General features: G+C 72.0%; 27 protein-coding genes and 2 tRNA genes. 6 read left to right on the forward strand and 23 right to left on the reverse strand.

The window, feature by feature from the left end; translation table 11 throughout:
• Window positions 1–217: 217 nt before the first annotated feature.
• On the reverse strand, window positions 218–577 hold the full coding sequence (locus tag FB391_RS19775) for a hypothetical protein (RefSeq protein ID WP_185843160.1): 360 nt from the start codon (window positions 575–577) through the stop codon (window positions 218–220).
• Window positions 578–658: 81 nt separating this feature from the next.
• On the opposite strand from FB391_RS19775, the gene FB391_RS19780 reads away from it, so the two are divergent.
• Window positions 659–1,171, forward strand: a complete 513-nt coding sequence (locus FB391_RS19780) for an endonuclease domain-containing protein (protein WP_185843161.1) — start codon at window positions 659–661, stop codon at window positions 1,169–1,171.
• 254 nt (window positions 1,172–1,425) lie between these two features.
• Here FB391_RS19780 and FB391_RS18005 read toward each other — a convergent pair whose 3' ends face one another.
• From FB391_RS18005 to FB391_RS18030, 6 genes are all read right to left on the reverse strand, one after another.
• Window positions 1,426–2,562 (reverse strand): UDP-N-acetylmuramate dehydrogenase, encoded by a 1,137-nt coding sequence (locus FB391_RS18005; RefSeq protein ID WP_141896466.1) that lies wholly within the window; start codon window positions 2,560–2,562, stop codon window positions 1,426–1,428.
• 3 nt (window positions 2,563–2,565) lie between these two features.
• Entirely contained in the window at window positions 2,566–2,979 is a 414-nt protein-coding gene (locus FB391_RS18010; RefSeq protein WP_141896467.1) for a MaoC/PaaZ C-terminal domain-containing protein, read from the reverse strand.
• Entirely contained in the window at window positions 2,976–3,425 is a 450-nt protein-coding gene (locus FB391_RS18015) for an FAS1-like dehydratase domain-containing protein (protein WP_141896468.1), read from the reverse strand. The genes FB391_RS18010 and FB391_RS18015 overlap by 4 nt, the downstream gene beginning before the upstream one ends.
• A 42-nt stretch (window positions 3,426–3,467) precedes the next feature.
• The gene (locus FB391_RS18020) at window positions 3,468–4,274 is read right to left on the reverse strand and encodes a sulfite exporter TauE/SafE family protein (protein WP_141896469.1); all 807 of its coding nucleotides are present in this window, start codon (window positions 4,272–4,274) and stop codon (window positions 3,468–3,470) included.
• Complete coding sequence (locus FB391_RS18025) at window positions 4,271–5,206, reverse strand: DUF2510 domain-containing protein (protein ID WP_141896470.1); 936 nt, start codon at window positions 5,204–5,206, stop codon at window positions 4,271–4,273. The genes FB391_RS18020 and FB391_RS18025 overlap by 4 nt, the downstream gene beginning before the upstream one ends.
• Before the next feature lie 88 nt (window positions 5,207–5,294).
• A complete protein-coding gene (locus FB391_RS18030; protein WP_246093613.1) occupies window positions 5,295–7,451 on the reverse strand; it encodes a heavy metal translocating P-type ATPase in 2,157 nt (718 codons plus the stop codon).
• Window positions 7,452–7,751: 300 nt separating this feature from the next.
• Here FB391_RS18030 and FB391_RS20030 point away from each other — a divergent pair, with 300 nt between their 5' ends.
• Entirely contained in the window at window positions 7,752–9,134 is a 1,383-nt protein-coding gene (locus tag FB391_RS20030) for an alpha/beta fold hydrolase (RefSeq protein WP_246093603.1), read from the forward strand.
• A 7-nt stretch (window positions 9,135–9,141) separates the two neighbouring features.
• On the opposite strand, the gene FB391_RS18040 is transcribed toward FB391_RS20030, so the two are convergent.
• From FB391_RS18040 to FB391_RS18075, 8 genes are read right to left on the reverse strand one after another with little or no spacing between them, the layout of a single operon-like run.
• Window positions 9,142–9,636 (reverse strand): GNAT family N-acetyltransferase, encoded by a 495-nt coding sequence (locus tag FB391_RS18040; RefSeq protein WP_141896471.1) that lies wholly within the window; start codon window positions 9,634–9,636, stop codon window positions 9,142–9,144.
• Between the two features lie 27 nt (window positions 9,637–9,663).
• Window positions 9,664–11,355, reverse strand: coding sequence for an alkaline phosphatase family protein (locus FB391_RS18045; protein ID WP_141896472.1), 1,692 nt, complete (start codon window positions 11,353–11,355; stop codon window positions 9,664–9,666).
• The gene (locus tag FB391_RS18050) at window positions 11,352–12,122 is read right to left on the reverse strand and encodes a RibD family protein (protein ID WP_246093604.1); all 771 of its coding nucleotides are present in this window, start codon (window positions 12,120–12,122) and stop codon (window positions 11,352–11,354) included. The genes FB391_RS18045 and FB391_RS18050 overlap by 4 nt, the downstream gene beginning before the upstream one ends.
• A 10-nt stretch (window positions 12,123–12,132) precedes the next feature.
• Window positions 12,133–13,212, reverse strand: a complete 1,080-nt coding sequence (locus FB391_RS18055; protein WP_141896474.1) for a lysylphosphatidylglycerol synthase domain-containing protein — start codon at window positions 13,210–13,212, stop codon at window positions 12,133–12,135.
• The gene (locus FB391_RS18060; protein WP_141896475.1) at window positions 13,200–14,015 is read right to left on the reverse strand and encodes an SAM-dependent methyltransferase; all 816 of its coding nucleotides are present in this window, start codon (window positions 14,013–14,015) and stop codon (window positions 13,200–13,202) included. Before FB391_RS18060 ends, FB391_RS18055 begins: the two co-directional genes overlap by 13 nt.
• The gene (locus tag FB391_RS18065) at window positions 14,012–15,145 is read right to left on the reverse strand and encodes a glycosyltransferase family 4 protein (RefSeq protein ID WP_141896476.1); all 1,134 of its coding nucleotides are present in this window, start codon (window positions 15,143–15,145) and stop codon (window positions 14,012–14,014) included. The genes FB391_RS18060 and FB391_RS18065 overlap by 4 nt, the downstream gene beginning before the upstream one ends.
• On the reverse strand, window positions 15,142–15,537 hold the full coding sequence (locus tag FB391_RS18070; RefSeq protein ID WP_141896477.1) for a 6-pyruvoyl trahydropterin synthase family protein: 396 nt from the start codon (window positions 15,535–15,537) through the stop codon (window positions 15,142–15,144). The genes FB391_RS18065 and FB391_RS18070 overlap by 4 nt, the downstream gene beginning before the upstream one ends.
• Window positions 15,534–16,526, reverse strand: a complete 993-nt coding sequence (locus tag FB391_RS18075; protein WP_141896478.1) for a zinc-dependent alcohol dehydrogenase — start codon at window positions 16,524–16,526, stop codon at window positions 15,534–15,536. Before FB391_RS18075 ends, FB391_RS18070 begins: the two co-directional genes overlap by 4 nt.
• An 89-nt stretch (window positions 16,527–16,615) precedes the next feature.
• Between FB391_RS18075 and FB391_RS18080 the strand changes: the two genes are divergently transcribed.
• From FB391_RS18080 to FB391_RS18090, 3 genes are all read left to right on the forward strand, one after another.
• Window positions 16,616–17,404: a CDP-alcohol phosphatidyltransferase family protein gene (locus tag FB391_RS18080; RefSeq protein WP_141896479.1), complete on the forward strand. Its 789-nt coding sequence runs from the start codon at window positions 16,616–16,618 to the stop codon at window positions 17,402–17,404.
• A 4-nt stretch (window positions 17,405–17,408) separates the two neighbouring features.
• Window positions 17,409–17,810 (forward strand): hypothetical protein, encoded by a 402-nt coding sequence (locus FB391_RS18085; RefSeq protein WP_141896480.1) that lies wholly within the window; start codon window positions 17,409–17,411, stop codon window positions 17,808–17,810.
• Window positions 17,811–17,892: 82 nt separating this feature from the next.
• Window positions 17,893–18,453 carry an FHA domain-containing protein gene (locus FB391_RS18090; RefSeq protein WP_185843162.1) on the forward strand — a complete coding sequence of 187 codons (561 nt, stop codon included), beginning with the start codon at window positions 17,893–17,895 and terminating at the stop codon, window positions 18,451–18,453.
• Window positions 18,454–18,471: 18 nt separating this feature from the next.
• Here the strand turns inward: FB391_RS18090 and FB391_RS18095 are convergent, their stop codons facing one another.
• The 3 genes from FB391_RS18095 to FB391_RS18105 all read right to left on the reverse strand — a co-directional run bounded on the left by FB391_RS18095 (window position 18,472) and on the right by FB391_RS18105 (window position 20,615).
• Window positions 18,472–18,789, reverse strand: a complete 318-nt coding sequence (locus FB391_RS18095; RefSeq protein ID WP_141896481.1) for a DUF7882 family protein — start codon at window positions 18,787–18,789, stop codon at window positions 18,472–18,474.
• 141 nt (window positions 18,790–18,930) lie between these two features.
• A complete protein-coding gene (ppk2, locus tag FB391_RS18100) occupies window positions 18,931–19,797 on the reverse strand; it encodes a polyphosphate kinase 2 (protein WP_141896576.1) in 867 nt (288 codons plus the stop codon).
• Between the two features lie 14 nt (window positions 19,798–19,811).
• The gene (locus FB391_RS18105; protein ID WP_141896482.1) at window positions 19,812–20,615 is read right to left on the reverse strand and encodes a DUF1206 domain-containing protein; all 804 of its coding nucleotides are present in this window, start codon (window positions 20,613–20,615) and stop codon (window positions 19,812–19,814) included.
• A 111-nt stretch (window positions 20,616–20,726) separates the two neighbouring features.
• On the opposite strand from FB391_RS18105, the gene FB391_RS18110 reads away from it, so the two are divergent.
• A complete protein-coding gene (locus FB391_RS18110) occupies window positions 20,727–21,398 on the forward strand; it encodes a phosphatase PAP2 family protein (protein WP_141896483.1) in 672 nt (223 codons plus the stop codon).
• Between the two features lie 64 nt (window positions 21,399–21,462).
• Here FB391_RS18110 and FB391_RS18115 read toward each other — a convergent pair.
• From FB391_RS18115 to FB391_RS18135, 5 genes are all read right to left on the reverse strand, one after another.
• Window positions 21,463–21,536 (reverse strand) — tRNA-Met (locus FB391_RS18115).
• Between the two features lie 34 nt (window positions 21,537–21,570).
• Window positions 21,571–21,642, reverse strand: a tRNA-Thr gene (locus FB391_RS18120).
• A 63-nt stretch (window positions 21,643–21,705) separates the two neighbouring features.
• Window positions 21,706–23,295 (reverse strand): peptidoglycan DD-metalloendopeptidase family protein, encoded by a 1,590-nt coding sequence (locus FB391_RS18125; RefSeq protein ID WP_246093605.1) that lies wholly within the window; start codon window positions 23,293–23,295, stop codon window positions 21,706–21,708.
• 349 nt (window positions 23,296–23,644) lie between these two features.
• Complete coding sequence (locus tag FB391_RS18130; protein ID WP_141896484.1) at window positions 23,645–24,448, reverse strand: inositol monophosphatase family protein; 804 nt, start codon at window positions 24,446–24,448, stop codon at window positions 23,645–23,647.
• A gap of 35 nt (window positions 24,449–24,483) precedes the next feature.
• Window positions 24,484–25,518 carry a hypothetical protein gene (locus tag FB391_RS18135; RefSeq protein ID WP_141896485.1) on the reverse strand — a complete coding sequence of 345 codons (1,035 nt, stop codon included), beginning with the start codon at window positions 25,516–25,518 and terminating at the stop codon, window positions 24,484–24,486.
• Window positions 25,519–25,576 lie beyond the last annotated feature (58 nt).

The following is a 25,576-nucleotide window of genomic DNA, read 5'->3' on the forward strand; positions in this document are numbered from 1 at the left end:
CGGCACCCGTCCCCCGTCGCTCCGGTCGTTCTTGGCGAGTCGCCACGAACGCCGTATCGGACGCGCAGAACGTGGCGATCCACCCCTGCGGCGCGCCGCCCCGTTTCGGGCAGATCTTGGCGAGTCGCCACGAACGCCGTATCGGACGCGCAGAACGTGGCGACGCGAGGCGCGGCGAGGGCGGGGTGGCGCGGATCTTCCTCCACACCCGACGTGCTCACGAGGCTTCCCACAGATCCCACGGGGCGAGCGGTCCCGATGCGCAGGTGACCGGAACCATCGAGGCATGAAGAATCCGGCCCTGCCACAGCGCCTGCTCCCGGCGTTCACCCTCGCCGAAGGAAGGGATGCCGGACTGGACGAACGGCAGCTGCGCAGTCGCAGGCTGCGCAAGCCGTTCCAGGGTGCCCGCGCCGTTCGCGAGCTCGACGATGTCGCCCGGCTCGCGCTGCTGATGCGAACCGTACCTGCGCACGCCTTCATGTGCGGTCCGACGGCCGGCACGGTATGGGGAGTCCCACTGCCAGCCGCGGTTCATCGGGAGGCGTTGCGCCGACCGACCATCGCGGTGGGTCACCCGCGCAATCGCCTGCGCGGCCGCGGAATCCGCGGACGGGCGCTCCGCATCGATCCCGCTGACCTCGTGACACGACGCGGCATGCGATCAACGAGCGCGGCGCGCACGTGGATGGACCTGTCCGCAGAACTCGATCTGCGGGCGCTCGTGGCAGTCACCGACCACCTCATCGCGCGACGACGACGTCACTGCACGAAGGACGAGCTGGCGGCGGCCCATGCCGCGTCGCCGCGCGCGCCGGGTGCAGACGGTCGCCGTCGCGCGCTGGAGCTGTGTTCGGATGCATCCGAGTCGCCCCGCGAGTCGGAGCTGCGCTGCGCACTGGAGCTGGCTGGGCTTGCGCGGCCGGAATGCAACATCGAGATCTACGACGGGACGCGGTTCATCGCACGGGTCGACATCATCTACCGCAAGCAGAGGCTCGTGGTGGAGTACTACGGCGACTACCACCGCGATCCGGACCAGTGGAGTCGCGACGAGATGCGGCGTGCCGAGTTGGAATCCCTCGGCTACCGGGTGACGGTCGTGACGCGCCGCGACTTCGACGACCTCGACGCTCTGGCAGCACGGATCCGGCGCCTCCTCGAGACGTGACGATCCGTGCGCACGTCGACGAGTCGCCAAGAAGCGCACGGACGGCGCGACGATCCTGGCGACTCGTCGACACCGGATCCTTCTTTGTCGAGAACGCGCGCGCCCGTTCGTCGTCCTTCGTGAAGACCACGAAAGGACACTCCCATGGGACGACGACTGACGATCGCGGCCGTGGTGGCCGCGGCCCTGGCGAACCTCGCCCCGACGCAGCGCGACGTGCTGTTCGCGCAGCTCGAGGACGACCGGCGCGAGGACTAGAGTTCTACGTTGACCAGCACGGGCTCGGGCTGCAGGACCAGGCCGAACTCGGACTGCACGCGGCCCTGGATGAAGCGGGCGAGCTCCGCGAGCTCAGCGGCCGTCGCATGACCCCGGTTGGTGAGCGCCAGGGCGTGCTTGGTCGACAGCCCGGCGCGTGAGCGCGGCAGCTTGAACCCCTTGCGCACCCCGGCGTGCTCGATGAGCCAGCCGGCGCTCACCTTGACGTCGGACTCCACCGCCGCGGGCGCCGGCACATAGCCGTCGAAGTTCTCGAGCGGGATCACGAGCACCGGATCGAGATCGGGGTGCACCGGCCAGCGCGGGCACTCGTCGGGAAGTGTGCGGGCGAAGGATGCCGACACGACGGCGTTCTGGAAGAACGAGCCGGCGCTGTACGTGTCAGGGTCGTCGGCGTCGAGCACCATGCCCTTGCTGCGGCGGGTCTCGAGGATGCGGTCACGCACCCACGCGAGGGTCACCTCGTCGTCGGGTCCGAGGCGCAGCGCCGTGCGCAGCTGGTCTCCGGCGATGCGGCGGGCGCCCGATCCGACTTCGGGGAGGTCGAGCGTCACCGACAGGATCACCGCGCGCCGCGCCGGCACCGAGCCGTAGTGGTGCTTCAGCACCGACGTGCGGAAGCCGAGCCCAAGCTCGGGCGCGGGCACCACGGACACCTCGCCGGTGGACTCGTCGAGCAGCTCCACCTCGCTGAGCGTCTGCACGATCTCCTGGCCGTACGCCCCGATGTTCTGCACCGGGGCCGCACCCACCGTGCCCGGGATGCCCGACATCGCCTCGATGCCGCCGAGGCCCTCAGCCACCGCGTAGGCGACGACCGCGTCCCAGTCGTGGCCGGCGTGCACGCGGATCCGTGCACGACCGGGGATGGGCGACGGCATCCGCTCGATGCCGCTGGTGAGCACGCGCACGACGGTCCCCTCGAAGGGATCGTCGCCGGCGAACAGGTTGGAGCCGCCGCCGAGGACGAGCCAGTCGTCGCCGGAGGACCACACGTCGCGCAGCGCCGTGACGAGTTCGTCGGTCGTATGCGCGTCGATCATGCGCTCGGGGGTGCCGCCGGTGCGCAGCGTGGTGAGCCGCGACAGCGGGATGGGGGTGACCTCAGGCATGCGTCAGACGGTCCGCACCCGCACCTGGGCCTTGACGAGCACCGTGGTGCCGTCGAACGACACCGTGAGGTCGATGCGCGCCGACTCGTCGTCGACGGCGCCGACCTTCGCCACGACGGTGACGTCGGCGCCCGTCTCGGGGTCGACCACGACAGGCTTGGTGAACCGCACGCCGTAGTCGAGGATGCGGCCGGTGTCGCCCAGCCACGACTCGATGGTGCCGACGGCCAGACCCATCGTGAGCATGCCGTGGGCGAGCACGCCCGGCAGCCCGACGGCGGCCGCGACGTCGTCGCGGTAGTGGATCGCGTTGAAATCGCCGGAGGCCCCGGCGTAGCGCACCAGGGACTCCCTCGTCAGGTGCACCGTGCGCTCGGCGACGACGTCACCCACGATCAGACCGGTCAGCGCCGTCATGCCTCGCCCTCCCCCACCAGCAGGACCGAGGTCGTGGTGACCACATGGGCACCCTCGGCGTCGGTGATCTCGGACTCGCTCGTCACCATCGCGGCGGCGCCCATCGCCCGGATGCCGGTGACCGACAGCTTCGCGGTGAGCTCGTCGCCCGCCACGATCGGCCGCGAGTAGCGGAACTTCTGCTCTGCATGCAGGACGTTGTGCAGCACGATGCCGGAATCCGGCTCGGACAGCAGCTGCTGCAGCGTGGCGTCGGTCACGACGATCGCGAAGGTCGGCGGCGCGACGACATCGGCGTAGCCGAGCGCCTGCGCGGCCGCGGGGTCGGTGTGCTGCGGGTCGTCGGCGAAGACGGCGCGCGCGAACTCGCGCACCTTCTCGCGACCCACGAGGTAGGTGGCGGTCGGCGGGAAGTCGCGGCCGACGAGCTCGGGGTTCACTGGCACCCTGTCATCCTACCGAGCAGGCTGCGGCACCCCGGCGGCCGGTCAGGCCGGGCGGCGGCGTCCGCGCCAGGCGCGCACGCCCATCTGCACGGCGATGAAGGCGAGGTACACCGCGAACAGCACATTGCCCACGAACGGGTCGACGAGCGTCGCGATCCATGCGCCGAGTGCGGTCGTGGTGCAGGCTGCGACACCGACGACGGCGGCGGCCACGAGGTCGACGTTGCCGCGCCGGATGTTGCCGAACGTGCCCGACACCGCAGCCGGGATCATCATGAGCAGCGATGTGCCCTTGGCCACCAGGTCGCTCGTGCCGAACAGCACCATCAGCATCGGGACCACGATGATGCCGCCGCCGACGCCGATGAGACCCGAGAGGATGCCGGTCCCGAGACCCACGACCACCAATGCCGCGCCGCTCCCCCACGTGAGCACCAGTTCGGCGTCGCGGGACGGGATGACCAGGAACAGGCTCACGATCACGGCGACGAGGAACCCGACGAACGCCCAGCGCAGCACGGTGAGCGACAGCCGCGGCAGCAGCCAGGTGCCGATCTGTGCGCCGAACACCGCACCGAGCGCGAGGAGCAGGGCGGGGATCCAGGCGACGGAGCCGGTGACCGCGTACGAGATCACGCCGACGGTCGCCGTCGGGACGATGGCGGCGAGCGAGGTGCCCGCGGCGAGGCGCTGGTCGAAGTGCAGGAACATGATCAGGAACGGCACGATGACGGTGCCGCCGCCGACGCCGAACAGGCCCGACAGCACACCGGCGACCAGGCCGATCCCGATGCAGGTGAGGTAGAAGCGTGTGTCGTGGGGCGGACGCTGAGTGCCCGGCGCGCTCATTCGTCGTAGTAGAGGTCGTCGATCACCCACGCGGAGCCGTCCGGCACCAGCGTGTAGTGGTAGACGGTCGCCCCGGACGACGGGTCGGCGGGGTCGCCGTTCTCGTCGACGAGGAGCGTGTAGGTCTCGTTCGTGGTGATCTCGATCTCGTCCTCGTCGGACTCGACCCCGGTGATCGCCAGCTCGTAGTCGTCGAACGTGTCGTCGAAGTTCGCGGCGTCGCTCTGGAACGTCTCGCAGTCGACGTACTGGCTCGCCTCGCGGAAGTCCTCGGTGGTCACCGCGAGGAGTTCGTCGCAGTCACCGGTCTGCCAGGCGTGGTCGTACGTCTGTACGGCGCTGACGGCGGCCTTCTCGTCGTCGGTCTGCGCGGCGCCGCCGCCCGAGGTCGCGTTCAGGATCAGCAGCGGCACCACGACCGCGACGGCGATGACGATGCCCAAGAGCACGACGCCGAGCACCACCCACACGATCCAGAGCTTGGACGAGGACCGCGGCTCGGTGGCGGCGGCGAACGCGCCGCCCGGCGCGGCACCCGGGTACGGCGGCTGCGCGTACGCAGGGTCGGCCGTGGGGTACTGCGGCGCGGCGCCGTACTGCTGCGGGGCAGCGCCGTACTGCGCGGGGGCGTACTGCGGTGCTTCCGGCTGGGCGGCGCCGTACGGCGGCACCGGCTGCGGCGGCACGGCTGCGGTGTTCTGCTGGGCGAGGTAGGCGGCCACGCCCGGGTCGATCGCCGGAGCCGCCGGGGGCGCGGTCGCCGGAGCGGCGGGCTGCTCGAACCCGAGCTGGGCGGCGACGATCTCGGCTTCGCTCGGCGCGGGCGACGCCACCGGATCGGGTTGCGCGACATGCTCCGTCCACTGGACGCCGTCCCACCAGCGCATCGCGCCGTGACCGTCGTCGTACCAGCCGGGAGGAGTCGTCGTCATGCTCAAACCCTATCTCCGGCGTGCGCCTGCGAAGAGACCAGTGGATGCCGGCGGCCGCGGCCGCCGGCATCCACTCGTCCGAAGGGGGTCAGCGGTCGAGCACCGCGCGCACGCTCGCCTCGGGTGTGGGCCCCTGCGCCCGGAGGCTCCGCGCAGCGCGCCAGCGCTGCGTGGAGGGGGCGTAGGGAAGCTCGAGGCGGCGCAGCAGCTGCGCGTTGAGCGCGACGACCACCGTCGACAGCGACATCAGGATCGCGCCGACCGACATCGGCAGCACGAACCCGATGGGGGCCAGCACGCCGGCCGCGAGCGGCACCGAGATCAGGTTGTAGCCGGCGGCCCACCACAGGTTCTGCGTCATCTTGCGGTAGCCGGCGCGCGACAGCTCGATCACCGACAGCACCGACCGCGGGTCGCTGGAGGCGAGGATCACGCCGGCGGAGCCGATCGCGACGTCGGTCCCGGCCCCGATGGCGATGCCGACGTCCGCGCGGGCGAGCGCGGGGGCGTCGTTGACGCCGTCTCCGACCATGGCGACCTTGAGCCCCTCGGCCTGGAGCTCGGCGACCTTCGCCGCCTTGTCCTCCGGGCGGACGCCGGCGAACACGCGCCGGATGCCGAGCGCCTGGGCGACCGAGCGGGCGACGGGCTCGGCATCCCCGGTGATCATCACGACCTCGACCCCGAGCCTTCCCAGCGCCTCGACCGCCTCACGGGACTCGGGACGGATCTCGTCGGCGAGCGCGAGGCCGCCCACCACCTCGCCGTCGCGCACGACGTGCAGCACGATCGATCCCTGCTCGCGCCAGGCCTCTGCCGCCGGCACGTCGCCGGCACCGACCTCGTCCAGCAGTCGCGGGCCGCCGACCCGGATCGTCGCACCGTCGACGGTCGCGGTGACGCCCACCGCCGGCGACGACTGGAAGCCCGTCGCGGGGGCGATCGCGAGTCCGCGCTCCTCGGCCGCGCGCACGATCGCGCGGGCCAGCGGGTGCTCGCTGTCGGCCTCGGCGGATGCCGCGAGCGCGAGCACGCCGTCGGCTGGGCCCACGCGGCCAGAGGCTCCGCTCGACGCGTCAGCGGCGAGTGGAGGGGCCGTGGGGACGAGCTCTGCGACCGCCGCGATGTCGACGACGGTGGGCTCGCCCTTGGTGAGGGTGCCGGTCTTGTCGAACAGCACGGCGCCGATGGTGCGCATGCTCTCCAGCGCGAGGCGGTCCTTCACGAGCACGCCGCCGCGGGCCGCGCGCTCCGTGGCGATCGAGACGACGAGCGGGATGGCCAGACCGAGCGCGTGGGGACACGCGATCACGAGCACCGTGATGGTCCGGATGACCGCGTCGTCCGGCATCCCGATCGCCGTCCAGACGATCGCGGTGATCGCCGCCGCGCCGAGTGCGAACCAGAACAGCCAGCCCGCGGCGCGATCGGCCAGGCGCTGCGCGCGCGAGGTCGAGTTCTGCGCGTCCGCGACGAGTCGACGGATGCCGGCGAGCGTGGTGTCGTCGCCGGTGGCGGTCACCTGCACCCGCAGGCCGGAGTCGGTCGCCACCGTGCCGGCGGTCACCTGGTCGCCCACGGTGCGGGCGACGGGGCGGGACTCGCCCGTCACCATGGACTCGTCCATGTCGGCGCCGCCGTCGACGATGCGGCCGTCTGCCGGCACACTGCCGCCGGGGCGGACCACCACGACGTCGCCGACGCGCAGGTCCGACGGCGCGACCGTGACGATGCGGTCCGCCTCGACGCGCTCGGCCTCGTCGGGGAGGAGGGCGGCCAGCGAGTCCAGCGCGGACGTCGTCTGCGCGAGCGACCGCATCTCGATCCAGTGGCCCAGCAGCATGATCACGATGAGGAGCGCCAGCTCCCACCAGAACTCGAGCTCGTGGTGCAGCAGCCCGAGGCTCGCACCCCACGACGCGAAGAACGCGACCGTGATGGCGAGGCCGATCAGGAGCATCATGCCGGGCTTGCGGGCGCGCAGCTCCGACACGGCGCCGGTGAGGAACGGCCAGCCGCCCCAGAGGTACATGACGGTGCCGATCAGGGGCGAGACCCAGCCCACCCACGGCGCATCGGGCAGCGAGTAGCCGAGGACCATCGCGAACATGCCCGAGAAGGCGACGACCGGGACGGCGAGGATGAGGTTGATCCAGAACAGCCGACGGAACCGGGCGACATGGTCGGCGCCGTGGCCCGCGTGGGCGCCGTGGCCGGCGTGGGGGTCGTGGGTCGCCGTCGCCATCGCGGAGTGGTCGTGGGCGGTGTGGTCGTGACCGGTGTGGTCGTGCCCGGCATGATCGTGGGAGGCGTGCGCGGCGTCGTCGGGAAGCGCCGCGGGGGCGGCACCGCCGTGGTCGTGGTGGTCGCGGTGCGGGTCGGTCACGAGGTTCTCCTCATCGATGGGACGATTCCGTTATACCCCCTAGGGGTATAAGGGTCAATGCTCCGGCCGCCGACGGTATTCCCACGACGGCTGCCCTGTTCCGGATGTCGGCGCCCTGCGGCACACTGGCGCTGTCGCCGATTCGCCGGAGGAGCCGAAATGGACATCATCCTGGTCGCAGGCCTGTGGATGGGCGGGTGGGCCTGGTATGAGGTCGCGCCCGCGCTGGAAGAAGCCGGGCACCGGCCGGTGCCGGTCACGCTGCCGGGCATGGGATCGGTGGATGCCGACCGCTCGTCGATCTCGCTGGCCGATCACGTCGCGGCCGTCGTCGAGGCGATCGACGCCGCACCGGGCGAGCAGGTCGTCCTCGTCGGCCATTCGGCGAGCGCGGGCATCGTCTACGCCGCGGCCGACGCCCGACCCGACAGGGTCGCGCACCTGATCCTGGTGGGCGGGTTCCCTGCCGCACACGGCACTCCCCTGCTGCGCGGCTTCGAGCCTGTGGGCGGCGAGCTGCCGCTGCCGGACTGGAGCGAGTTCGACGAGGCCGACCTGCGCGACCTCGGCGAGGGCGGCATGGCAGCCTTCGGCGCGTTCGCGGTGCCGTCGCCGGCGGGCGTCGTGACCGGCATCCAGCAGCTGCACGACGACCGGCGGTTCGACATCCCCGTCACCGCGGTCTCGACCGAGTACTCCACTGCAGACCTCAAGGACTGGATCGACGCCGGCGAAGAGCCCGTGCAGGAGTTCACGCGGTTCCGCGATGTGACGTATGTCGACCTGCCGACCGGGCACTGGCCGATGCTCACGCGTCCACGGCAGCTCGCGAACATCATCGTCGCGCAGCCGCCGATCGGCGACGGCACGATCGCGCCTGACGTCGAGTTCATCAGCTCCCGCACGTTCCACGCCGCCGACGGCGTCGAGGACTGGCGCGTGCTGTACGGCGGTGCCCACGCGTTCTTCCGCGCCGAGTCGCTCGGCGCCGGCGCGCGATTGGTGGCCGAGGTCGTCGCGATCGCCGAGGAGCAGGGCCACTTCCCCGACATCGACCTGCGCCCCGAGGGTGTGTTCGTCAAGACCTTCAGTCACCGCAGCGGCTCGCTGAGCGCCGCCGACGCCGAACTGGCCGCTGCCGTCTCGGCCGCCGCGCGGCGCCTGGAGCTCGAGCCCGACCCCTCGGTCCTGCGCGTGCTCGGCATCGCGGTCGTGCAGGGTCCGGACGCGCATGTGCGCCCGTTCTGGACGGCCGCGCTGGGGTACGAGCCGATGGGCGCCGACGACGCCGTGGATCCGCTGCGACGCAGCCCCCACCTCTGGTTCCAGACGATGGAGCCGCCCAAGGCGGGGCGCGGCCGCACGCACATCGATGTGTCGGTGCCGCGCGACCGGGTCGACTCCTACGTCGCTGCGGCGCTGGAGGCGGGCGGACGTCTCGCAGACGACTCGCACGTGCCGGAGTGGTGGACCCTCGCCTCGCCCGACAACCACGGCGTCGACCTCGCTGCCTGGTCGGACGACACCGACGAGGTGGGCTGACGCCGGCCTACCGCACCATGCGCGCGTCGGTGATCGAGGGCGCGCCCTCGTCGACCACCTCGACGCCGTCGAACTCGAATCCGTTGCGACGGTAGAAGGCGATGGCGCGCGGGTTCTGCTTCGCCACCCACAGCATGGCCGGGCCATCGCCCAGCACGCCGTCGATCAGCGCCTGCCCGGCTCCCTGGCCGTGGCGCTCGGCCGCGAGGTACAGCATGTACAGGTGCCGGTCACGGGGTGCCTCATCGGCGTGGGGGCCGATCGGCCGCCCTGAGACAGCGAACCCGATGATGCGTCCGTCTTCCTCGGCGACCCGGACGATCATGTCGTCCCGCGGATCTTCGAGCATGCGGGTCCACATCCGGCGGCGGCCCTCCACGAACGCATCGTCGAAGTATCCGTCCGGCAGCAGCTCGGTATAGGTCTCCTGCCACGTCGTCACGTGCAGTGCCGCGAGCTCCTCGGCGTCGGAGGGGACGGGGGCGCGCAGCGTGAACGTCATCTCGACATCCTGCCAGTCGCAGCAGGCTCAGCGCGCCGCGTCGAACGCCGCGAAGAACCGGTCGCGGACCTCGTCCATGCGCCACACCGGCGCCGCGTCACCCGGAAGCAGGCCGTCCTGCCAGCCCCAGTCGGCGATCGCCGCGAACACGGCGGGATCGCGGGCGATGACGGTGGCCGGCACGTCGTGCGAGGCTGGGCCCACGCGGCCCGAGGCTCCGCTCGACGCGTCAGCGGCGAGTGGAGAGGCCGTGGGGACCTCCCCGCTCACGATCGCGGCGGGCTGGTGGTCACCCAGGACGAGCACGACCAGGTCGGGGTCGTCGACGTTCTGCAGGAACGACACGAGAGCGCCGAGCGAATACTGCACCGACATGCCGTAGTACCGCTGCACCGTGCGCGGGTTCTGCCACACGGCGCTCGCCGTCCGGCTCTGCGCGGGCTGGGCGTCGTACACGGAGCCGTCGCCGATCTCGTCCCACGGCACGAGCTGCGGCAGCGGGGCCCACGGCGTGTGCGACGACACGAGGTCGATCTCGGCCATGACCGGATCGTGGTCACCCGCGAGCTGCGTGTCGGCGAAGTGCTTCAGCGTGTACTGGTCGGGGATGCGCGCGTACCCGAACCGCGGACCGCGATAGCCGACGTCGCCGGCGTCCAGCTGCGTGTCGTAGCCGTAGAACGACGTGCCCTCCTCCCATGTCCGCGTGTTCGAGGGGACGTCGGCGACCGTGCGCCACCCCGCTTCCGCGAACGCGCGGGTCAGCGTGAGACGGTCGCTGGTCACCACCTGTTCGTACGCGGTCTGCGCGTCGACCCACACGCCCGACTGCAGCGTCGAGTGGGCGAGCCAGCTGCGCCCGCCGTATGTGGGCGAGGTGAGCCACGCACTCCGGGTCGCGTAGCCGCCGGCGGCGAGCGCCGCCTCACCGTCGGCCAGCACCGCGCGCACGCCGTCCGCGATGCCGTCGCCCTCGAGGGCGACGCGGCCGTAACTCTCGACGAAGACGATCAGGACGTCCTTGCCGTGCAGCGCGCCGAGCAGGTCGTCGGCGGGCACGTCCGCGTAGGCGTCGTCGGCGATGTCGCGTGCGACGGCGGCCTGTTCCTGCAGCGCCGACACCGTGCGCGCCACCGCCGTTCCCACCGACCCGACGGATGCCGCGGCCGCAACTGGGTCGGTCATCCGCAGCGGGGGCGCCACGACGGCCGCCGCCACCCACACCGCGACCGCGCCGGCGAGCACCGCCCGCCCGTCGGCCGAGCGTCGCACGAGGCGCGCCACGCGCAGCGCCGCCCATGCGAGGCCGCCGATGCATGCGAGCACCACGAGCACGACGACCGCGACGAGGAGGTTCGCCAGCGGCGGCCCGATGGCGTCCGACACGACGCCGTGCGCATCGGCGAGCTGCGGCCAGTCCAGGGGGACGAAGTGGATGCCGAGCGCGGCCTCATAGCCGCGGTCGATGCCCGCCAGCACCAGCGCCAGCGTGACGAACAGGCCGAACGCGGCGGCGAGCGCGCGGCGCAGCCATGCCCACGGCACGATCGCCAGCACCAGGACGACGACGAGCGATTCCACCGGGATGCGGAGCATGGCGGTGCCTCCGGAGCCGATGATCCCGGGCAGAACCGGAAGCACGATCAGCAGCACGATCGCGAACGCCGTCACGAGGCGGCGGGCGCGGCGGCCGGCGGCGCCCGCGGCGGGCCCACTCACGGTCCCGGCGCGGCCCCGGCCGGACCGCCCCCGGCTGGCACGGACCCCGGAGGCACAGGCCCCGGGAGGGCGTCGCCACCGTCGTCGCCGAGGTCGCAGCGGTCCGACAGGGCGTAACGGAGCAGGACGACATCGCCGATCTGGCGGGTGTCGGCCAGGTGTGCGCGCCGCGAGGGCGTCCACGGGAAGCGGCCGGGACCGACGGCCCGCGGCGCGCCGGGCTCGCCGACGAAGAACGGTGCGACGACGAGGTGCAGCTCGTCGACGAGGTCGGCCTGAAGGAACTGCGTCAGCACACGCCCGCCGCCCTCGACCATGAGCCGCCGGATGCCCTGCCGTTCGCCGAGGTCGTCGAGGAGGTCGGCCATCACGACGCAGTCGCCGTCGCCCAGCCCGACGACGGTGGCCAGCCCGCCGAGCCGGGCGCGCAGCTGCGGCGCGCGGTCGGTCGGGCAGTACACGAGGCGCGTCGACTCGCCCGTCGTGAAGAACGCGGCATCCGCAGACAGGTCCCCGGATGCGGTGACCGTCACCTTCGCCGGCGATTCGGCGTGGCCGAGCGAGAGGCGCCGCGCGCGGCGCGCGGTGTCGCGCACGAGCAGCCGCGGGTCGTCCCGGCGCACCGTCGAGGCGCCGACCATGATCGCGTCGCTGCGCGCACGCACGTCGTCGACGCGATCGAGGTCGGCGGCGTTCGACATCGCGAGCCGCTGCGGCAGCTCGCTGTCGAGGTAGCCGTCGATCGACATCGCGCAGCTGAGGGTCACATACGGCCGCCTAGTCATCCGCCCGAGCACCACCCTCATCGAGTCGACTTGGCGTATATGTACGCGACACGCCGGCGTGTCGCGTACATATACGCCAAGTCACCCAGGGAAGCCAGGTCGGCGCGGCGCAGGTGACACGCGAGCGAGCGACGAGCAGCACCAGCGCGCCGGGCGCGACGGCGAGCAGTGCGAGCACCCCGAAGGCGGTCGACGTGGCGACCCCTGTCGCGCCGCCGAGGCCGGCCACGGCGAAGGCGGCGCCGGCCGCCGCCTCGCGCGGGCCCCAGCCGCCGACGTTGATCGGAAGAGCGGATGCCGCCAGCACGACGAGTGCGGCCGCCACGAGTCCGCCGGGATCGGCGGCGACGCCGGTGGCGAGCCCCGCGACGACGAACAACGACACGTGCGCCCCGACCACGACGGCCGAGGCCAGCACGATCGCCACCAGCGCCGACGGGCGCACGAGCAGCGGTCGCAGCATCCCGAACTCCCGCTGCAGCACGCGGCGCGACCGCGGCACGGCCGCCGCGACGCCGACGGCGAGGACCGCCGCGCCGGTGAGCACGCCCGCGCCCCACGCGACCGGGGCGAGAGGCGAGCCCCAGGCCGAGTGCGCGGCCGCGAGCGGCAGCAGCACGGCCAGCGTCAGCGTGACCTGCACCATCTGCCCGAACACGCGCTCGGCGGCCACGGCGCGCGCGGCGGATCCGATCCGCTCGTGCGGGTGCCCGTGCGCGTACGCGCGATGGACGTCGCCGACGACCCCGCCGGGCAGCACGGCGTTGAGGAACTGGGAGCGGTAGTAGGCCGCGAGCGCCTCGTGCCAGGGCAGCGGCAGCCCGAAGCCGCCGGCGACGACGCGCCAGCGCCAGGCTGCGGCGGCGGTGGCGACCGCGATGAGCGCGAATGCGGCGGCGATGGCGGGCGGCGAGATCGCCGCGATGCCGTGCAGGAACGGTCCGACGCCGACGACGAGGGCGGTCGCGACGACGACGGCGATGCCCCCGCCGACCCGCACGGCCCTGCGCACAGCGGGCAGCGTCGCCGCCCGCCGGGCGGCGGGCACCGCGACGGCCGTCAGCGCGGCCATGCCAACACGTCCTCGTGGCCGACGACGACAGAGAGGGCGCCGTCGGCGACCTGCGCACGGCGCTGGTCGAGGTAGCCGGCCGCGTCGGCGCCGAGCTCCGGACGCTGCGCGACGGCGGCGCCCACCCATCCGTCGAGCCACTCCAGGACCAGCTCGGCATCGGCGGGGCCGAGTCGCCACGGGGTGGCCTCGCGGCGCACCTGCCAGCCGGCGTCGGCGAACAGCGCCGCGACCACGGCGGCTGCGTCGGGTCCGAGCAGCCGCCGTCCGTGCGCCTTGCGCCGCTGATGCGCGTTGAATGCTCGTCCGATCACGGCGTCCGCGGGGTGCGGCGGGTCGAGCTCCACCTCGCCGGTGACCGACAGCGCGAACAGCGCCGGAGTGCCCGCGTCGACGCAGGCCGCCACGATCCGCCGCGCCTCGGCGCGCGTGATGACGTCGAGGAGAGCGGATGCCGTCACGCCCGCCGCCCCGCGGAACACCCCGGGATGCAGCGCATCGAGGTGCGCCACCACGGTCTGCGCGGCGACCGGTCGACCGGCATCGTCGACGGCCGACCGGAGATCGAGCTGGTCCAGGATGCCCGCATCGCCGTCGTGCAGCACCCACTGCTGGGGTCCGGCGAGGCGGGGTGCGAGCCAGCGGGTCATGCCGCCGGTGCCTGCCCCGAGATCGTGCAGGACGACCGGGGCGGGCGGCAGGAGCGCGGCGAGCGCGGCCGCGAGCCCGACGGAGCGGGCGGCGTCGTCGGCGCCGGCACGCAGCGCGAGCCACGAAGGCGCTGCCGTCGAAATCGTGGTCATGTCGCCTCCAGCGCGGCCGCCACTGCAGCCGCCGTGTCGTCCCACGACGGCAGCGCCGCACGCGCGGCGCGCGCACCGTGGCGCAGTCCGCGCCGCACGTCCGGATCGGTCAGCCACTCCCGCAGGGCGGCGGCGAGCGCCGCGGGATCCTCCGGCGTCACGAGCATCGCCCCGCCTCGTGAGACCGTGTCGCGGATCCCCCCGACGTCGGCCGCGACGACGGGTATGCCGCGTGCCTGCGCCTCGGCGATCGCCATGCCCGCGCTCTCGACCCTCGACGGGGCCACGAGCAGCCCGCAGCGCTCGTACTCCGCGTCGAGGGCCACGCGCCCGAGCACGCCGGTGAACCTCACGCGGCCGCCGAGCGCGGCCGCGTCGCGCCGCAGCCCGGACGCGAACTCCGGCGAGGTGTCGGTCGACCCGGCGATGGTGCACGCCCAGCCCTGGTCGGGCAGCCGGGCGAGCGCCGCGAGCAGCACATCCTGACCCTTGTGCGGCGCGACCACCCCCACGCACAGCAGCTGCCCGTCGGCCCGGACCGACGGGGCCCGCTCCCCCGAACCGGGTAGGGATGCCGCCACTCCGGGTGCCGCGACGCTCACGCGGCCGGCGTCCACCAGTCCGCGGCGTTCGAACTCCCGTGCCGTCCACGCGCTCGTCGCGACGACGCGGTGCGCTGCGGACAGCATGCGACGCTCGGCATCGACCTGCGCGGGCGTCGCGTCGGGGAAGGCGGCGACCACCATGTGCGTGAGCACGACCACGCGCAGGCGGTCGGCCGCAGCGCGGAACTCCTCCGGCGCCCCTGCGGCGACGAGCCCGTCGACGAGCACAGTGGTTCCGTCGGGCAGCTCATCGAGGAGGGTCCCCGCGTCCCCTCCCCTCGCCGCTGGCGCGTCGAGCGGAGCCTCCGGCCGCGTGGGCCCAGCCGCACCAACCGCATCCCGCACCTCCACCGTGTCCACGGACCAGCCGTGCGCGCCCAGACGGTCGCGCACGTGCTGGTCGTAGACGTTGCCGCCGCTCACGCGGAGCGGATCGTCGACACCCTCGGGCACGAGGAACGTCACGGAGCGCTGCGTCGCGGAAGCCGCGACGACCGGGGGCTCGTCCACCGACGCGACGGTCACAGCGCGACCTCGTAGGAGGCCCACGCGATATGAGACTCGTGCAGCGTCACGGCGATCCCCGTCAGCGCGGCAGCTCCGAATGCGCCGTCCCGCACGCGCGCCGCAAGGCGGTCGCCGATCACCTGGCACAGCCGCTCCGTCGTGGTGTTGACGCCCTGCAGGTCGGGCTCGTCGTCGAGGTTGCGGTACGACAGTGCGCCGACGATCGCCCGCACCTCATCGGACGCCTTCCCGATGTCGACGACGACGCCATGCTCGTCGAGGACGTCGGCGCGGAAGGCCGCGTCGACGACGTACGTCGCGCCGTGCAGACGCTGCGCCGGGCCGAAGAACTTGCCGCGCAGGCTGTGGGCGATCATCAGGTGGTCGCGGACCGTCACCGTGAACGTCACTTCGTGCTCCAGTCGATCGTCTCGCACAGGTCACCGGCCGTGCCGTCGGCGAGCGCAGCCGTGATGTCGGGCAGCCGCCGCCACGACGACGTGCCGCCGAGCAGCAGATCGAACGCCGGGTCTTCGAGCAGGCCCAGCGCCAGCATCAGCCGCTCCCGGGTCGTGCGGCGCGAGCGTCGGCTCGTCGCGACCGCTCCGACCTGGCTCGACCTGATCGTCAGGCGTCGCGAATGGAAGTCGCCGCCGAGCTCCAGCGGCACGGTGCGGCCGCCGTACCAGCTCGCCACGACGACCTCGCCGTCGGTGGGCGCGAGGCGCAGCGCGAGCTGCAGGCCCGCACCGTTGCCGCTCGCCTCGATCACGACATCCGCCGAGGGCACGTCGATGTCGTGCGATCCGTCCGGGGCGAGCGAGAAGCGAGCCCCGAGCCGCTCGACCACGACCCGCTTCGACGGATCCACGTCGATGACCGTGACATCGGAGCCCGGGATGCCGGCGGCCAGCCTCGCGACGGCGCACCCGATCATGCCCGCCCCGACGATCACGACGCGGTCGCCGACGGCAGGCGAGGCATCCCACAGCACGTTGACGGCGGTCTCGACGGCGCCGGCGAGCACGGCGCGACGCGCGGGCACCCCTGCCGGGACGGGCACGAGCACGTCCACCGGGGCGACGAATCGCGACTGGTGCGGGAACAGCGAGAACACCGTGCCGCCGCGCAGCGCCGGCGGCCCGTCCTCGACGACGCCCACGTTGAGGTACCCGTACTTCACGGGGAACGGGAAGTCGCCGTCCTGGAACGGCGCACGCATGCGCTCGCGCTCGGAGGTCGGCACCGACCCGCGGGCGATGAGCGACTCCGTTCCGCGGCTGACCCCGCTCCACAGGGTGCGCACCCGCGCCTCGCCATCGTCCGGGTCGGGCAGCGGTTCCGAGCGGAACTCGCCCCAGCCCGGGCCGACGGTCCACCATGCGGTCGCGGCATCCATCCCCTCAGCATGAACCGATTCCGCGTGAACCGAAACGGGCTTCCGCGTCGTGTCATCTCTGACGACCATGAAGGGAACACGGAGCACCCATGCCAAAAGTTCAGTCGTCCCCCGCGCCGTCGGCCGCGTGGACCCGCCCCTGGTGGTGGGCGGCAGGCGGCGTCGCGATGCTGGCTGCCGTCGGCGCAGTCGCCCCGCTGACGCTCCTGGCGTGGGCCGCCGGGGTCGCCTATCTGGTCGTCTCATCACTGCTCATGTCGCTCGGGCTGCGGCGGCGAGGCGAGACGCGATTCGGCGCCGCCAACGCCGTGACCGCCTCGCGCTCGGCACTCGTCGGGGTCGCCACCGCCCTCGTCGTCTCCGCGTTCGCGGACGGGGGCGACACCGGTCTGCTCGTGACGATCGTCGCCGTCGCCTTGGCACTGGACGGCGTCGACGGCTATGTCGCTCGGCGCACCGGCAGCGTGAGCGAGCTCGGCGGCCGCTTCGACATGGAGGTCGACGCGTTCCTGCTGCTGGTGCTGAGCGTGCACGACGCGAGGTTCGTGGGGTGGTGGGTGCTGTCGATCGGGCTCATGCGGTACGCATTCGTCGCCGCCGCCTGGCTGTGGCCGTTCTTCGCGCGCACCCTGCCCTACCGCTACTGGCGCAAGGTCGTGACCGCCGCCTGCGGTGTCGCACTCACCGTGGTCGCCGCCCAGCTGCTGCCGGCGGTCGCGAACGTGGTCCTGGCGGCGGCGGCGCTCGCGCTGCTCGTCGAATCGTTCGGCCGCGACGTGCTCTGGCTCGTCAGGATGAACCGCACGAGCGCGGATCTCGTGTCACCCGAGAACGCCCCCGCACGTGAGCCACGCGGGGCTCGAGACGAAAGCAGGTAGGACGATGGCGCCCCAGACCACCACCGCGCTCCGGGTCATGCGGATCCTCAGCGCGCTCGCTCTGCTCGCGGCAGGCGGCATCCATCTGTATCTCGTGTTCAACGGCGTCGGCGGCATCCTCGGCGTGATGTTCGGGCTCAACGCCGTGGGGGCGCTCGTCCTGGCGGTGGGCATGCTGTTCCTGCGCGGACGACTGCTGCAACTGGCCACCGTGCTGAGCCTGCTGTTCCTCATCGCGACGCTGGGCGCGCTGATCCTCGCGCTCACCGTCGGGCTGTTCGGGATCACCGAGACCTGGGACTTCATGCTCGTCCCCGAGACCGTGATCGTCGAGTCGATCGGCATCGTGCTGCTGGCGGTGACCACGGTGATGGTGCTGCGCCCCACGCCTGTCACGGCGAGATAGCACCGCCCTCCGAGACGGTCAACCCCTGCGCCGCCGACCCGCCCGCGCCCTAGCGTGGGAGCAGACGAAGGAGGCGAACACCATGACCGACGAGAACCTGGATGCCGCCGACACGGCCGGCTACGTGCCCACCACCACCCACAGCGAATGGGGTGCGGGCCATCCGCGGCTCATCGTCTCGGGTGCCGACCACTTCGAGTTCCCGCTGGACGGCGAGCGGTTCACGATCGGGTCGGGGTCCGACGCGGATCTGCTCGTCGCAGGCACCCAGCCCGTGCATGCCGAGATCCGTCACGACGACCGTGACGAATACCTCCTGCTGACGTACGCGGAGGCCGAGACGAACACCACGCCGGAGCCACGGAAGTCGCTCGACGGAGCCCAGTCGATCATTCTGCGCTCGGGCGCGCAGTTCCGGATGGGCCAGTGGCGGTTCACCTTCGCCCGCGACGAGTACGCCGACCACGGACGCCCGTTCGGCGGGCGCGAAGGCGGCGAGCTCGAGGACCAGCCCGTGCAGCCGCCGCGCCCGGACTACTCGGAACGCGGCGAAGGCACGGTGCCGACCGAAGAGGCGGCCGAGTCGGCGCCGAGCCCCGGCGACACGGGCGAGGCTCGGGACGTCAAGCCCGACCGGGCGTGACGTCCCACAGGCCGTCGATCAGCTGCCCCCGCCGGGTTCGAGCAGCTCGTCGACGAGCAGGATGCCGCCCGTCGTGTTCGCGGAGTGCGCGAGCTTGTCGATCCACTCCCGGCTGAGTTCCGGCGGCTCCGCATCGTCGAAGACGAACATGAGCGGAATCGAGGGGTGCAGCCAGATCGTCGAGCGGCCCCCCGGCTCGTCGTCGCCGTGTCGCCACGAGAGCGTGAAGCTCTCGTTGCGGCGCAGCTTGGTCGCGATCACCACCTTGAGGTGGGCGAGCGCGCGATCCTCGATGTGGATCGGCACGTCGTGCGCGCCGTAGTAGAGGGTTCCCACACGAGGGACGCTACTCCGTTCAGGCTCTGCGAAGTCATGTGTGTTTGTCCTCGCGGTCGTCCCGTTCGCCCGTGGACGGCTCGAACGGCGCCGTGGTCGCCGGCGCGTCCTCATGCTCGTGTCGGTGCTCTGATCTCTCCATCAGGAGGCCTTCTTCTTCGCGGTGCGGCGCTTCTTCGAGGGGTCGCGGGCGAGATCGGACGCGATGTCGGGGACGTAGTTGAACAGGTCGGCGGAGGGCCGTTCGTAGTCGTCGGCCTTCGGCCGGTCAGGCAGCGACACCTCCTCCAGTTCGACCCTGCCGTGGGGAATGCGGCTGAGCAGATGGCTCATCACGTTCAGGCGAGCGCTGCGTTTGTCGTCGCTCTCCACGGTCCACCACGGCGACTCTGCCGTGTCCGTCGCGGCGAACATGTCGTCCTTGGCGCGCGAATAGTCCTCCCACCGGAGGATCGACTCGAGATCCGTCGGTGACAGCTTCCACCGGCGCATCGGATCGCCGACCCGGGAAGCGAAGCGCGCCTGCTGTTCGCGGTCCGAGACCGAGAACCAGTACTTGATGAGGATGATCCCGTCTTCGATGAGCAGATTCTCCACGATCGGGACCTGGCGCAGGAATTCCTGGTACTCCTCGTCGGAGCAGTACCCCATGACATGCTCGACCCCTGCCCTGTTGTACCAAGAGCGATCCATCAGCACGATCTCGCCCGCAGTCGGCAGATGCTCGATGTATCGCTGGAAGTACCACTGTCCGCGTTCCTTCTTCGACGGCTTCTGCAACGCGACCACGCGCGCGTGCCGGGGATTCAGGTACTCCATCACTCGCTTGATGGCGCCCCCCTTGCCCGCTGCGTCGCGACCTTCGAAGATCACGAGCACCCGCTCCCCCGACGACGCCACCCACTGCTGCAGCTCGACCAGCTCGGTCTGCAGCCGCTTCAGCTCCGCCTTGTACGGGCGCTTCTTGAGCCGCGTCACGGACGACTTCTCCACGTTCTTCTCCGACATCGCTGCACCGCGCGTCACATCCGCGCGTAACGCGCGCGGGCGAAGCAGAAGAGCCCGTAGATCGCCAGTCCGGCGCCGACGATCCACAGGATGACCGCCCCGAGAGGAAGGTCCGCGAGCGAATGCAGGGCGGCATCCAGTCCCCCGGCCTTCTCCGGGTCGTGCGTCAACGCGGCGACGACGAAGAGCACCCCGGTGACGCCGATGGCGATGCCTTTGGCCACGTACCCCAGGACGCCGAAGGTGACGATCCCTTTCGCGGCCGCACCCGTCGGCAGCGCGAGATGCTTCTTGAACGCGCGGGTGACTCCTCGCACGATGAACGCGATGCCGATCGCAGCGATCAGCAGCCCGACGAGCACGAGCAGGACCACCCCGGCCGGGGTGGCGAGCAGCTGGGCGCTGAAGGTCTGCGACGACTCCGACGAGTCCGACTGGCCTCCCACCGCAGTGACCGCAGCAGTCCACGCGATCGCGATGTACGCGACGGCGGTACCCGCGAACTTGACGCGGTGCCCCCATCGCTTCTTGGCGTCCGGATCCCGCTCGAGAAAGGCGTCCGCGATCTGCCAGACCGCCAGCGCTGCCAGCCCCACGGCGATGACCCACAGCAGCAGCACGCCCACCGGCGCCTGTCGGATCTGCTCCATCGCGCCGCTCTGATCCGCCTCGCCCCCGCCGCCACCGGTCACGAAAGAGATCGCCACGACGCCGATGACGATATGCACGACGCCGAGGACGACGTAGCCGATACGCGCGATCGTGCGGAACACGGTCGATTCCTCCGTCGCTCGCGCGGCGGCCTGGGTTGCGCTCATGCCCGCATCGTATCCAGCGCCCGCGCGTGAGGATGAGGGTGGATTTTGGCCGAAGAGTGTGCGTACGGCAACGGGCGGTTCGTCTGCTGCCGTGACTGCCAAGATGGCGTCGTGCAGCCTCCTCATGAGCGCCCCGACGTCTCGCGGCTCATCCCGCTGATCGTCGGCGCAGCCGCCGCCGTCGTCGCGATCGTCATCCTCTGGGTGGTGACCTCGGTCCGCCGCGACCAGCCTTTCCCGGTCGACGTCTGGTGGCACGACCTGATGGTGGGCAATCGCACGGACGCCGGTCTCGTCCTGGCTTGGATCCCCGGCTATGCCGGCGGCCCGGTCCTCGCCATCGTCACGGGGCTCGCGGTGGTCGGGACCCTGTTGGTGCTGCGTTGGTGGTGGGCCGCGATCACCGTCGCCGCGACGCTGGTGCTGTGCATCGGGATCGCGGCTCCTCTCGCGAGCATCGTGGGGCGGATCCGGCCCGAGGACTCGCTCGCCGAGGCCGTCCCCACGTCCTACCCCTCGGGGCACGTGGCATTCGCGACGGCTCTCGCCACGGTGCTCTGCCTGCTGTTCCGGCACTGGCTCTGGTGGACCCTCGGCGCAATCTGGGTTCTCTGGATGGCCTGGAGTCGCACCTACCTCGCAGCGCACTGGTTCACCGACGTCATCGGCGGCATCTTCCTCGGGGTGGCGGTCGCCCTCCTGGCCTGGGCGATCGTGGAGACCATCCGGCGCAGACGAGTGTCCCGCACAGCGGACGCCGTGGAGGGCGTCAGCGATCGATGAGGCTTCACTGGGAAGACGAAAGCAGAGAGCCCCGGAGAATCGGCGAGATTCCGGGGCTATCCAGTAGCAGGAGCGGGGCTTGAACCCGCGACCTCACGATTATGAGTCGTGCGCTCTCACCAACTGAGCTACCCTGCCGCACGCATCCGCGGTCGTGGATGTGGATGCTGCGAGCCCCGAGTCAGGATTGAACTGACGACCCCTTCCTTACCATGGAAGTGCTCTGCCACTGAGCTATCGGGGCGTGCTGCCCGCAAGCAGGCAACTAGAAGAGGATACCAGAGCCGGGGCCCTGCTCCGAACCGCGTCAACCCACAGTGTGGGTTCCGTCGGTGTACGTCTGCAGCCACGGCCACGGGTCGATCGGCGTGGTGCCGTTCTTCCAGATCTCGAAGTGCGTGTGGGCGCCGAACGAGCGCCCGGTATTGCCCGTGCGGCCGATGACCGTGCCCACCGTGACGTGCTGCCCGGCGACGACCTTGAGCGAGCCGTACTGCATGTGCGCGTAGTGGCTCGACACCAGCTGGCCGTCGACGATGTGGTCGATCACGACGTGCACGCCGTAGGCGCCGCCCGACTCCGACGCGATGCGCACGGTGCCGTCCGCGATCGCCTGGACCGGCGAACCGGCACCCGGCGTGAAGTCGATGCCCTCGTGCATGCGACCCGAACGCATTCCGAAGCCGTACGACATCGTGACGCCGACCGCGAAGGGCCACTGGATGTTCGAGTTCGGGTCGTTGTGGAACAGGTTCGAGAAGTTGCGGATGCCGGCCTCGGAGGCGAGCTGGGCGGTCGTGGTGATCGCGTAGTTCTCGGTGCGGTCGAGCGGGTCGCTCTGGGCGTCACCCGGAGCCACATAGGCCTGGATCTCGGAGGCGTCGAGTCCGCCGCCGACATCACCCGGAGCGATGACCGACAGCGACGCGTCCGTTCCGTTCATCGCGGCGACAGCCTCGACCGGCGTGGTCATGCCGACCGCGATGAGGCCGACGACACCGAACACGCCGATCGAGAACGACGTGGTCGCCACGCGACGGAAGGCCGAGCCGCGCCGGGTCTGGACGCGACGGGTGGCCGCGTGCGGCGCAGGCGCGTCGGCGGCATCGGACGTCTCTTCGGCCGCGGGGGCGGGACGCTGCGTGGGGGTCTCGCCCGTGAACGAGAACAGTCGCGCAGCCGCTTCGAACTCGTCGACGCCCGGCGCGGTGGGAGCGGGGATCGGGCCGGTCAACGGCTCGATGCGTTCGGTGCGGGGACGCTCGGTCCCGACACGCTCGGTGGCGGGCTGGTGCGCGGGAGCGGCCGTCTCGGTGGGGCGAACCGGTTCGTTCGCACGGACCGGCTCGGGCCGCGGCGCGGACTCAGGCGCACGGACCGGCTCGGGACGCGGTGCGGCCTGAGGCGGGACGACCGGCTCGACGACCGCCGGGGGCGCAGCGGGAGCTGCAGCCGCCTCGGCCGCCATGAGCTTCGCGAGCGTCTCGGCCATCCAGTCCGGAGCGGACGGCGCTGACGCCGGTTCGGCCGAGGACGGCACAGCCTCGACGGCCGGAGCCAGAAGCTCGAAGGGCTCGGCAGGGGCGAGGACCGTCTCGCGGAGCGGCGCGGGCTCGTGGCGCGCGGTCAGCTCGGCCTCGAACGCCGCGGCCGGGCGCACGGGGGCCTCGGGCGCGACGGATGCGATGGGCGGGACGACGACGGGCTGCTCACCGGTCTGCCCGCGGCGCGCCCGGCGGCTGAGCTGCTCGCTGGCCGACGCGGCGGCGGTCCGAGCCGCGGTCGCCGTCGGCGCGACCGGCGTCGAGGGCGCGACCGGAGCGACGGCCTCGGGCGTCGCGACCGCCGGCGTCGCGGCATCCACACGCTTGGGATCCGCGGAGCGCCCCCAGACCACCGCAGGTCGTTCGGGAGCGCTGCCTGCCGCCTGGCGTCGCGCGTTGGCGCGGCCTGCTGCTCCCAGGGTCTCCGAGGTCGCCTGCACAGGCGTCGCGGAAGTGCGGCTGGAACGGCGCGTGGGCGCAGAGTCAGCCTGGGAAGCGTCAAAAGGCAAAGCGGCGGGGGGCTCTCGGGTCGTGCCGCGAGGGGGGATGCGCGGCAAGGCGGTCGTTCGGGCTATGACCACCCTCGCCGTTCGGGCGGCGAAGGTAACGATCGGGTAAACGCTACACCGGGTGCCCTGGGAATGCCATGTGCGGCTCGGAATTTGGCCGTTTCGCTTCGTGAGGATTCGATGAGACGCGCCCTCAGACCAGGCCGGCCGCCTCCGCGAGACGGTCGAAGAGCGCCGGTCCGGCAGCGACGATGAGCGGCGAACGCCACGAGCCGTCCGGCTGGTTGCGGCCGTAGCGCCCGCCTGCCTCGGTCACCAGCAGCGACCCTGCCGCGAGGTCCCACGGCGCCAGCCCGCGTTCGAAGTAGCCGTCCAGTCGTCCGGCGGCGACGTAGGCGTGATCGAGGGCGGCCGACCCGCTGCGGCGCAGATCGCGCGCCACCAGCGGCATCACGTGCGCGATCAGCTCAAGGTCTCCGGGCCGCGTGGCAGGGTCGTACCCGAAGCCGGTCGCCAGCAGGGCGCCCGCCGGTCCGACCTCCGCCGACACCGCGAGGCGGGCCTCTCCGAGCCACGCACCCTCACCGCGGGCCGCGCGGAACATCTCGCCCGCCACGGGCGCGTAGACGGCTCCCGCCTGCACCTCCCACTGCTCGGGCGTCGGCTCGCCCGTCACGGCTGCGATGCTCACGGCGTAGTGCGGGATGCCGTACGCGTAGTTGACCGTCCCGTCGATGGGGTCGACCACCCACGTGATGCCCGATGCGCCGCGCTCGGCGCCGCTCTCTTCTCCGAGGAACCCGTCGCCGGGCCGCTCCGCCGCAAGCCGGGCGCGGATGAGGGCTTCCACCTCGCGATCGGCCTCGGTGACGATGTCGGCGAGCGCCGACTTGGTCGCCGCGATCGCGACGCCCGCGTCGCGTCGCACGCGGGCGAGGCGGCCGGCTTCCTGGGCGATGTCGACGGCCAGTGCTTCGAGCTCTGTGGCGAGAGTCATGCCTCCACGCTATTGGGCCCGGCGTGGATTGCGGATCACGGCCGGGGCGGCAGCGGTGGCGGCGGCGGGTAGCCCTCGTATCCCGAGCCGGTGTGAGTCTGCGTCGCAACGGGGGTCTGGGCTGCGACCGGGGCCTGCGGGACGGGCGTGGCCTGGGCTGCGGCATCCACCCCCTGCGGCTGCACGTACGGCGAGCCCGCCGGTGCGGCCTCGACCTGGGGCTGCGGTGTGAACACGTGGGCGCCGGGCGTCGGGTAGCCCGTGTAGTACGCGTTCCAGTCGGGCGACCCGTCGGGCAGCATCGGCAGCGGAGTGACGGCGTCGACGTACGTCGGCCAGGGCAGGAGCTCCTGGTGGCCCGCCGGCTGCGCGCCGTAAGCGGGCGCGGCTCCGTAGGCGGCTGCGTGCACGCGCGGCCGCTTCGGTGCGAAGAGGACGTTGATCAGCGGCACCAGGGCGGTCCCGACGGCCGCGAGGATCGCCACGGCGACGACGATGCGCCAGTAGAGGTCGGCGAGGTTCAGCCATTCGCCGAACGCGAGCGGGATGATCAGCAGCGCGGCGAGCGCGACGACGAGCGAGATCGTGACGATCGTGACGACGCGCGTGAACGTCGTCTCGTACCGCTGGAAGGCCTTCAGGAACAGCCGCACGTGCAGCAGCACGAGCTGCAGGATGAGCACGATCAGCAGGAACTGGATGAACCGCGCGAACCCGAGCCACGGGAAGCGGTTCGGCATCCAGATCATGATGGCGCCGAGCAGCAGGGCGATGATCCAGCTGCCGAGGCTGGCCAGCGCGAACCACGCGGGCCGTGAGGGGGCGAGGTGCGCGTCGAGGATCGCGACGCCCGCGAAGCCGACGAGCAGCAGGATCGTCAGGAACGCGCGGCCCACGATGCCGTTCTGGGATCCGACGAGCACCCACACCACGCACACGAGCGCGGCGGCGATGAGCGCGCCGATCGCCACCCAGATCGCCGCACGCAGCAGCGGCGAGATCGACCCCTCCGTGCGGGCGGGCTGAGGCGGCGTGTGCGGAGCCGTCGCATACGGATCAGGCGCGGTCATGGCGTTCCTCTCGTGACGCGGGCGGACCCCCGCATGCCCATCCTGACACGCCCGCGCC

Origin of the sequence: Microbacterium kyungheense (assembly GCF_006783905.1) — a bacterium.
GTDB classification, from domain to species: Bacteria; Actinomycetota; Actinomycetes; order Actinomycetales; family Microbacteriaceae; genus Microbacterium; species Microbacterium kyungheense.

Bases quoted from the DNA above. Each gene is read 5' to 3' on its own strand.
- FB391_RS18105 (WP_141896482.1), bottom strand. From the start codon at position 20,615: ATGAGCGCAACCCAGGCCGCCGCGCGAGCGACGGAGGAATCGACCGTG.
- FB391_RS18080 (WP_141896479.1), top strand. From the start codon at position 16,616: ATGCCAAAAGTTCAGTCGTCCCCCGCGCCGTCGGCCGCGTGGACCCGC.
- FB391_RS18135 (WP_141896485.1), bottom strand. From the start codon at position 25,518: ATGACCGCGCCTGATCCGTATGCGACGGCTCCGCACACGCCGCCTCAG.
- FB391_RS18010 (WP_141896467.1), bottom strand. From the start codon at position 2,979: ATGACGGCGCTGACCGGTCTGATCGTGGGTGACGTCGTCGCCGAGCGC.
- FB391_RS18005 (WP_141896466.1), bottom strand. From the start codon at position 2,562: ATGCCTGAGGTCACCCCCATCCCGCTGTCGCGGCTCACCACGCTGCGC.
- FB391_RS18040 (WP_141896471.1), bottom strand. From the start codon at position 9,636: ATGACGTTCACGCTGCGCGCCCCCGTCCCCTCCGACGCCGAGGAGCTC.
- FB391_RS18060 (WP_141896475.1), bottom strand. From the start codon at position 14,015: ATGACCACGATTTCGACGGCAGCGCCTTCGTGGCTCGCGCTGCGTGCC.
- FB391_RS18075 (WP_141896478.1), bottom strand. From the start codon at position 16,526: ATGGATGCCGCGACCGCATGGTGGACCGTCGGCCCGGGCTGGGGCGAG.
- FB391_RS18055 (WP_141896474.1), bottom strand. From the start codon at position 13,212: ATGGCCGCGCTGACGGCCGTCGCGGTGCCCGCCGCCCGGCGGGCGGCG.
- FB391_RS18020 (WP_141896469.1), bottom strand. From the start codon at position 4,274: ATGAGCGCGCCGGGCACTCAGCGTCCGCCCCACGACACACGCTTCTAC.
- FB391_RS18130 (WP_141896484.1), bottom strand. From the start codon at position 24,448: ATGACTCTCGCCACAGAGCTCGAAGCACTGGCCGTCGACATCGCCCAG.
- FB391_RS20030 (WP_246093603.1), top strand. From the start codon at position 7,752: ATGGACATCATCCTGGTCGCAGGCCTGTGGATGGGCGGGTGGGCCTGG.
- FB391_RS18085 (WP_141896480.1), top strand. From the start codon at position 17,409: ATGGCGCCCCAGACCACCACCGCGCTCCGGGTCATGCGGATCCTCAGC.
- FB391_RS19780 (WP_185843161.1), top strand. From the start codon at position 659: ATGCGATCAACGAGCGCGGCGCGCACGTGGATGGACCTGTCCGCAGAA.
- FB391_RS18025 (WP_141896470.1), bottom strand. From the start codon at position 5,206: ATGACGACGACTCCTCCCGGCTGGTACGACGACGGTCACGGCGCGATG.
- FB391_RS18030 (WP_246093613.1), bottom strand. From the start codon at position 7,451: ATGGCGACGGCGACCCACGACCCCCACGCCGGCCACGGCGCCCACGCG.
- FB391_RS18090 (WP_185843162.1), top strand. From the start codon at position 17,893: ATGACCGACGAGAACCTGGATGCCGCCGACACGGCCGGCTACGTGCCC.
- ppk2 (WP_141896576.1), bottom strand. From the start codon at position 19,797: ATGTCGGAGAAGAACGTGGAGAAGTCGTCCGTGACGCGGCTCAAGAAG.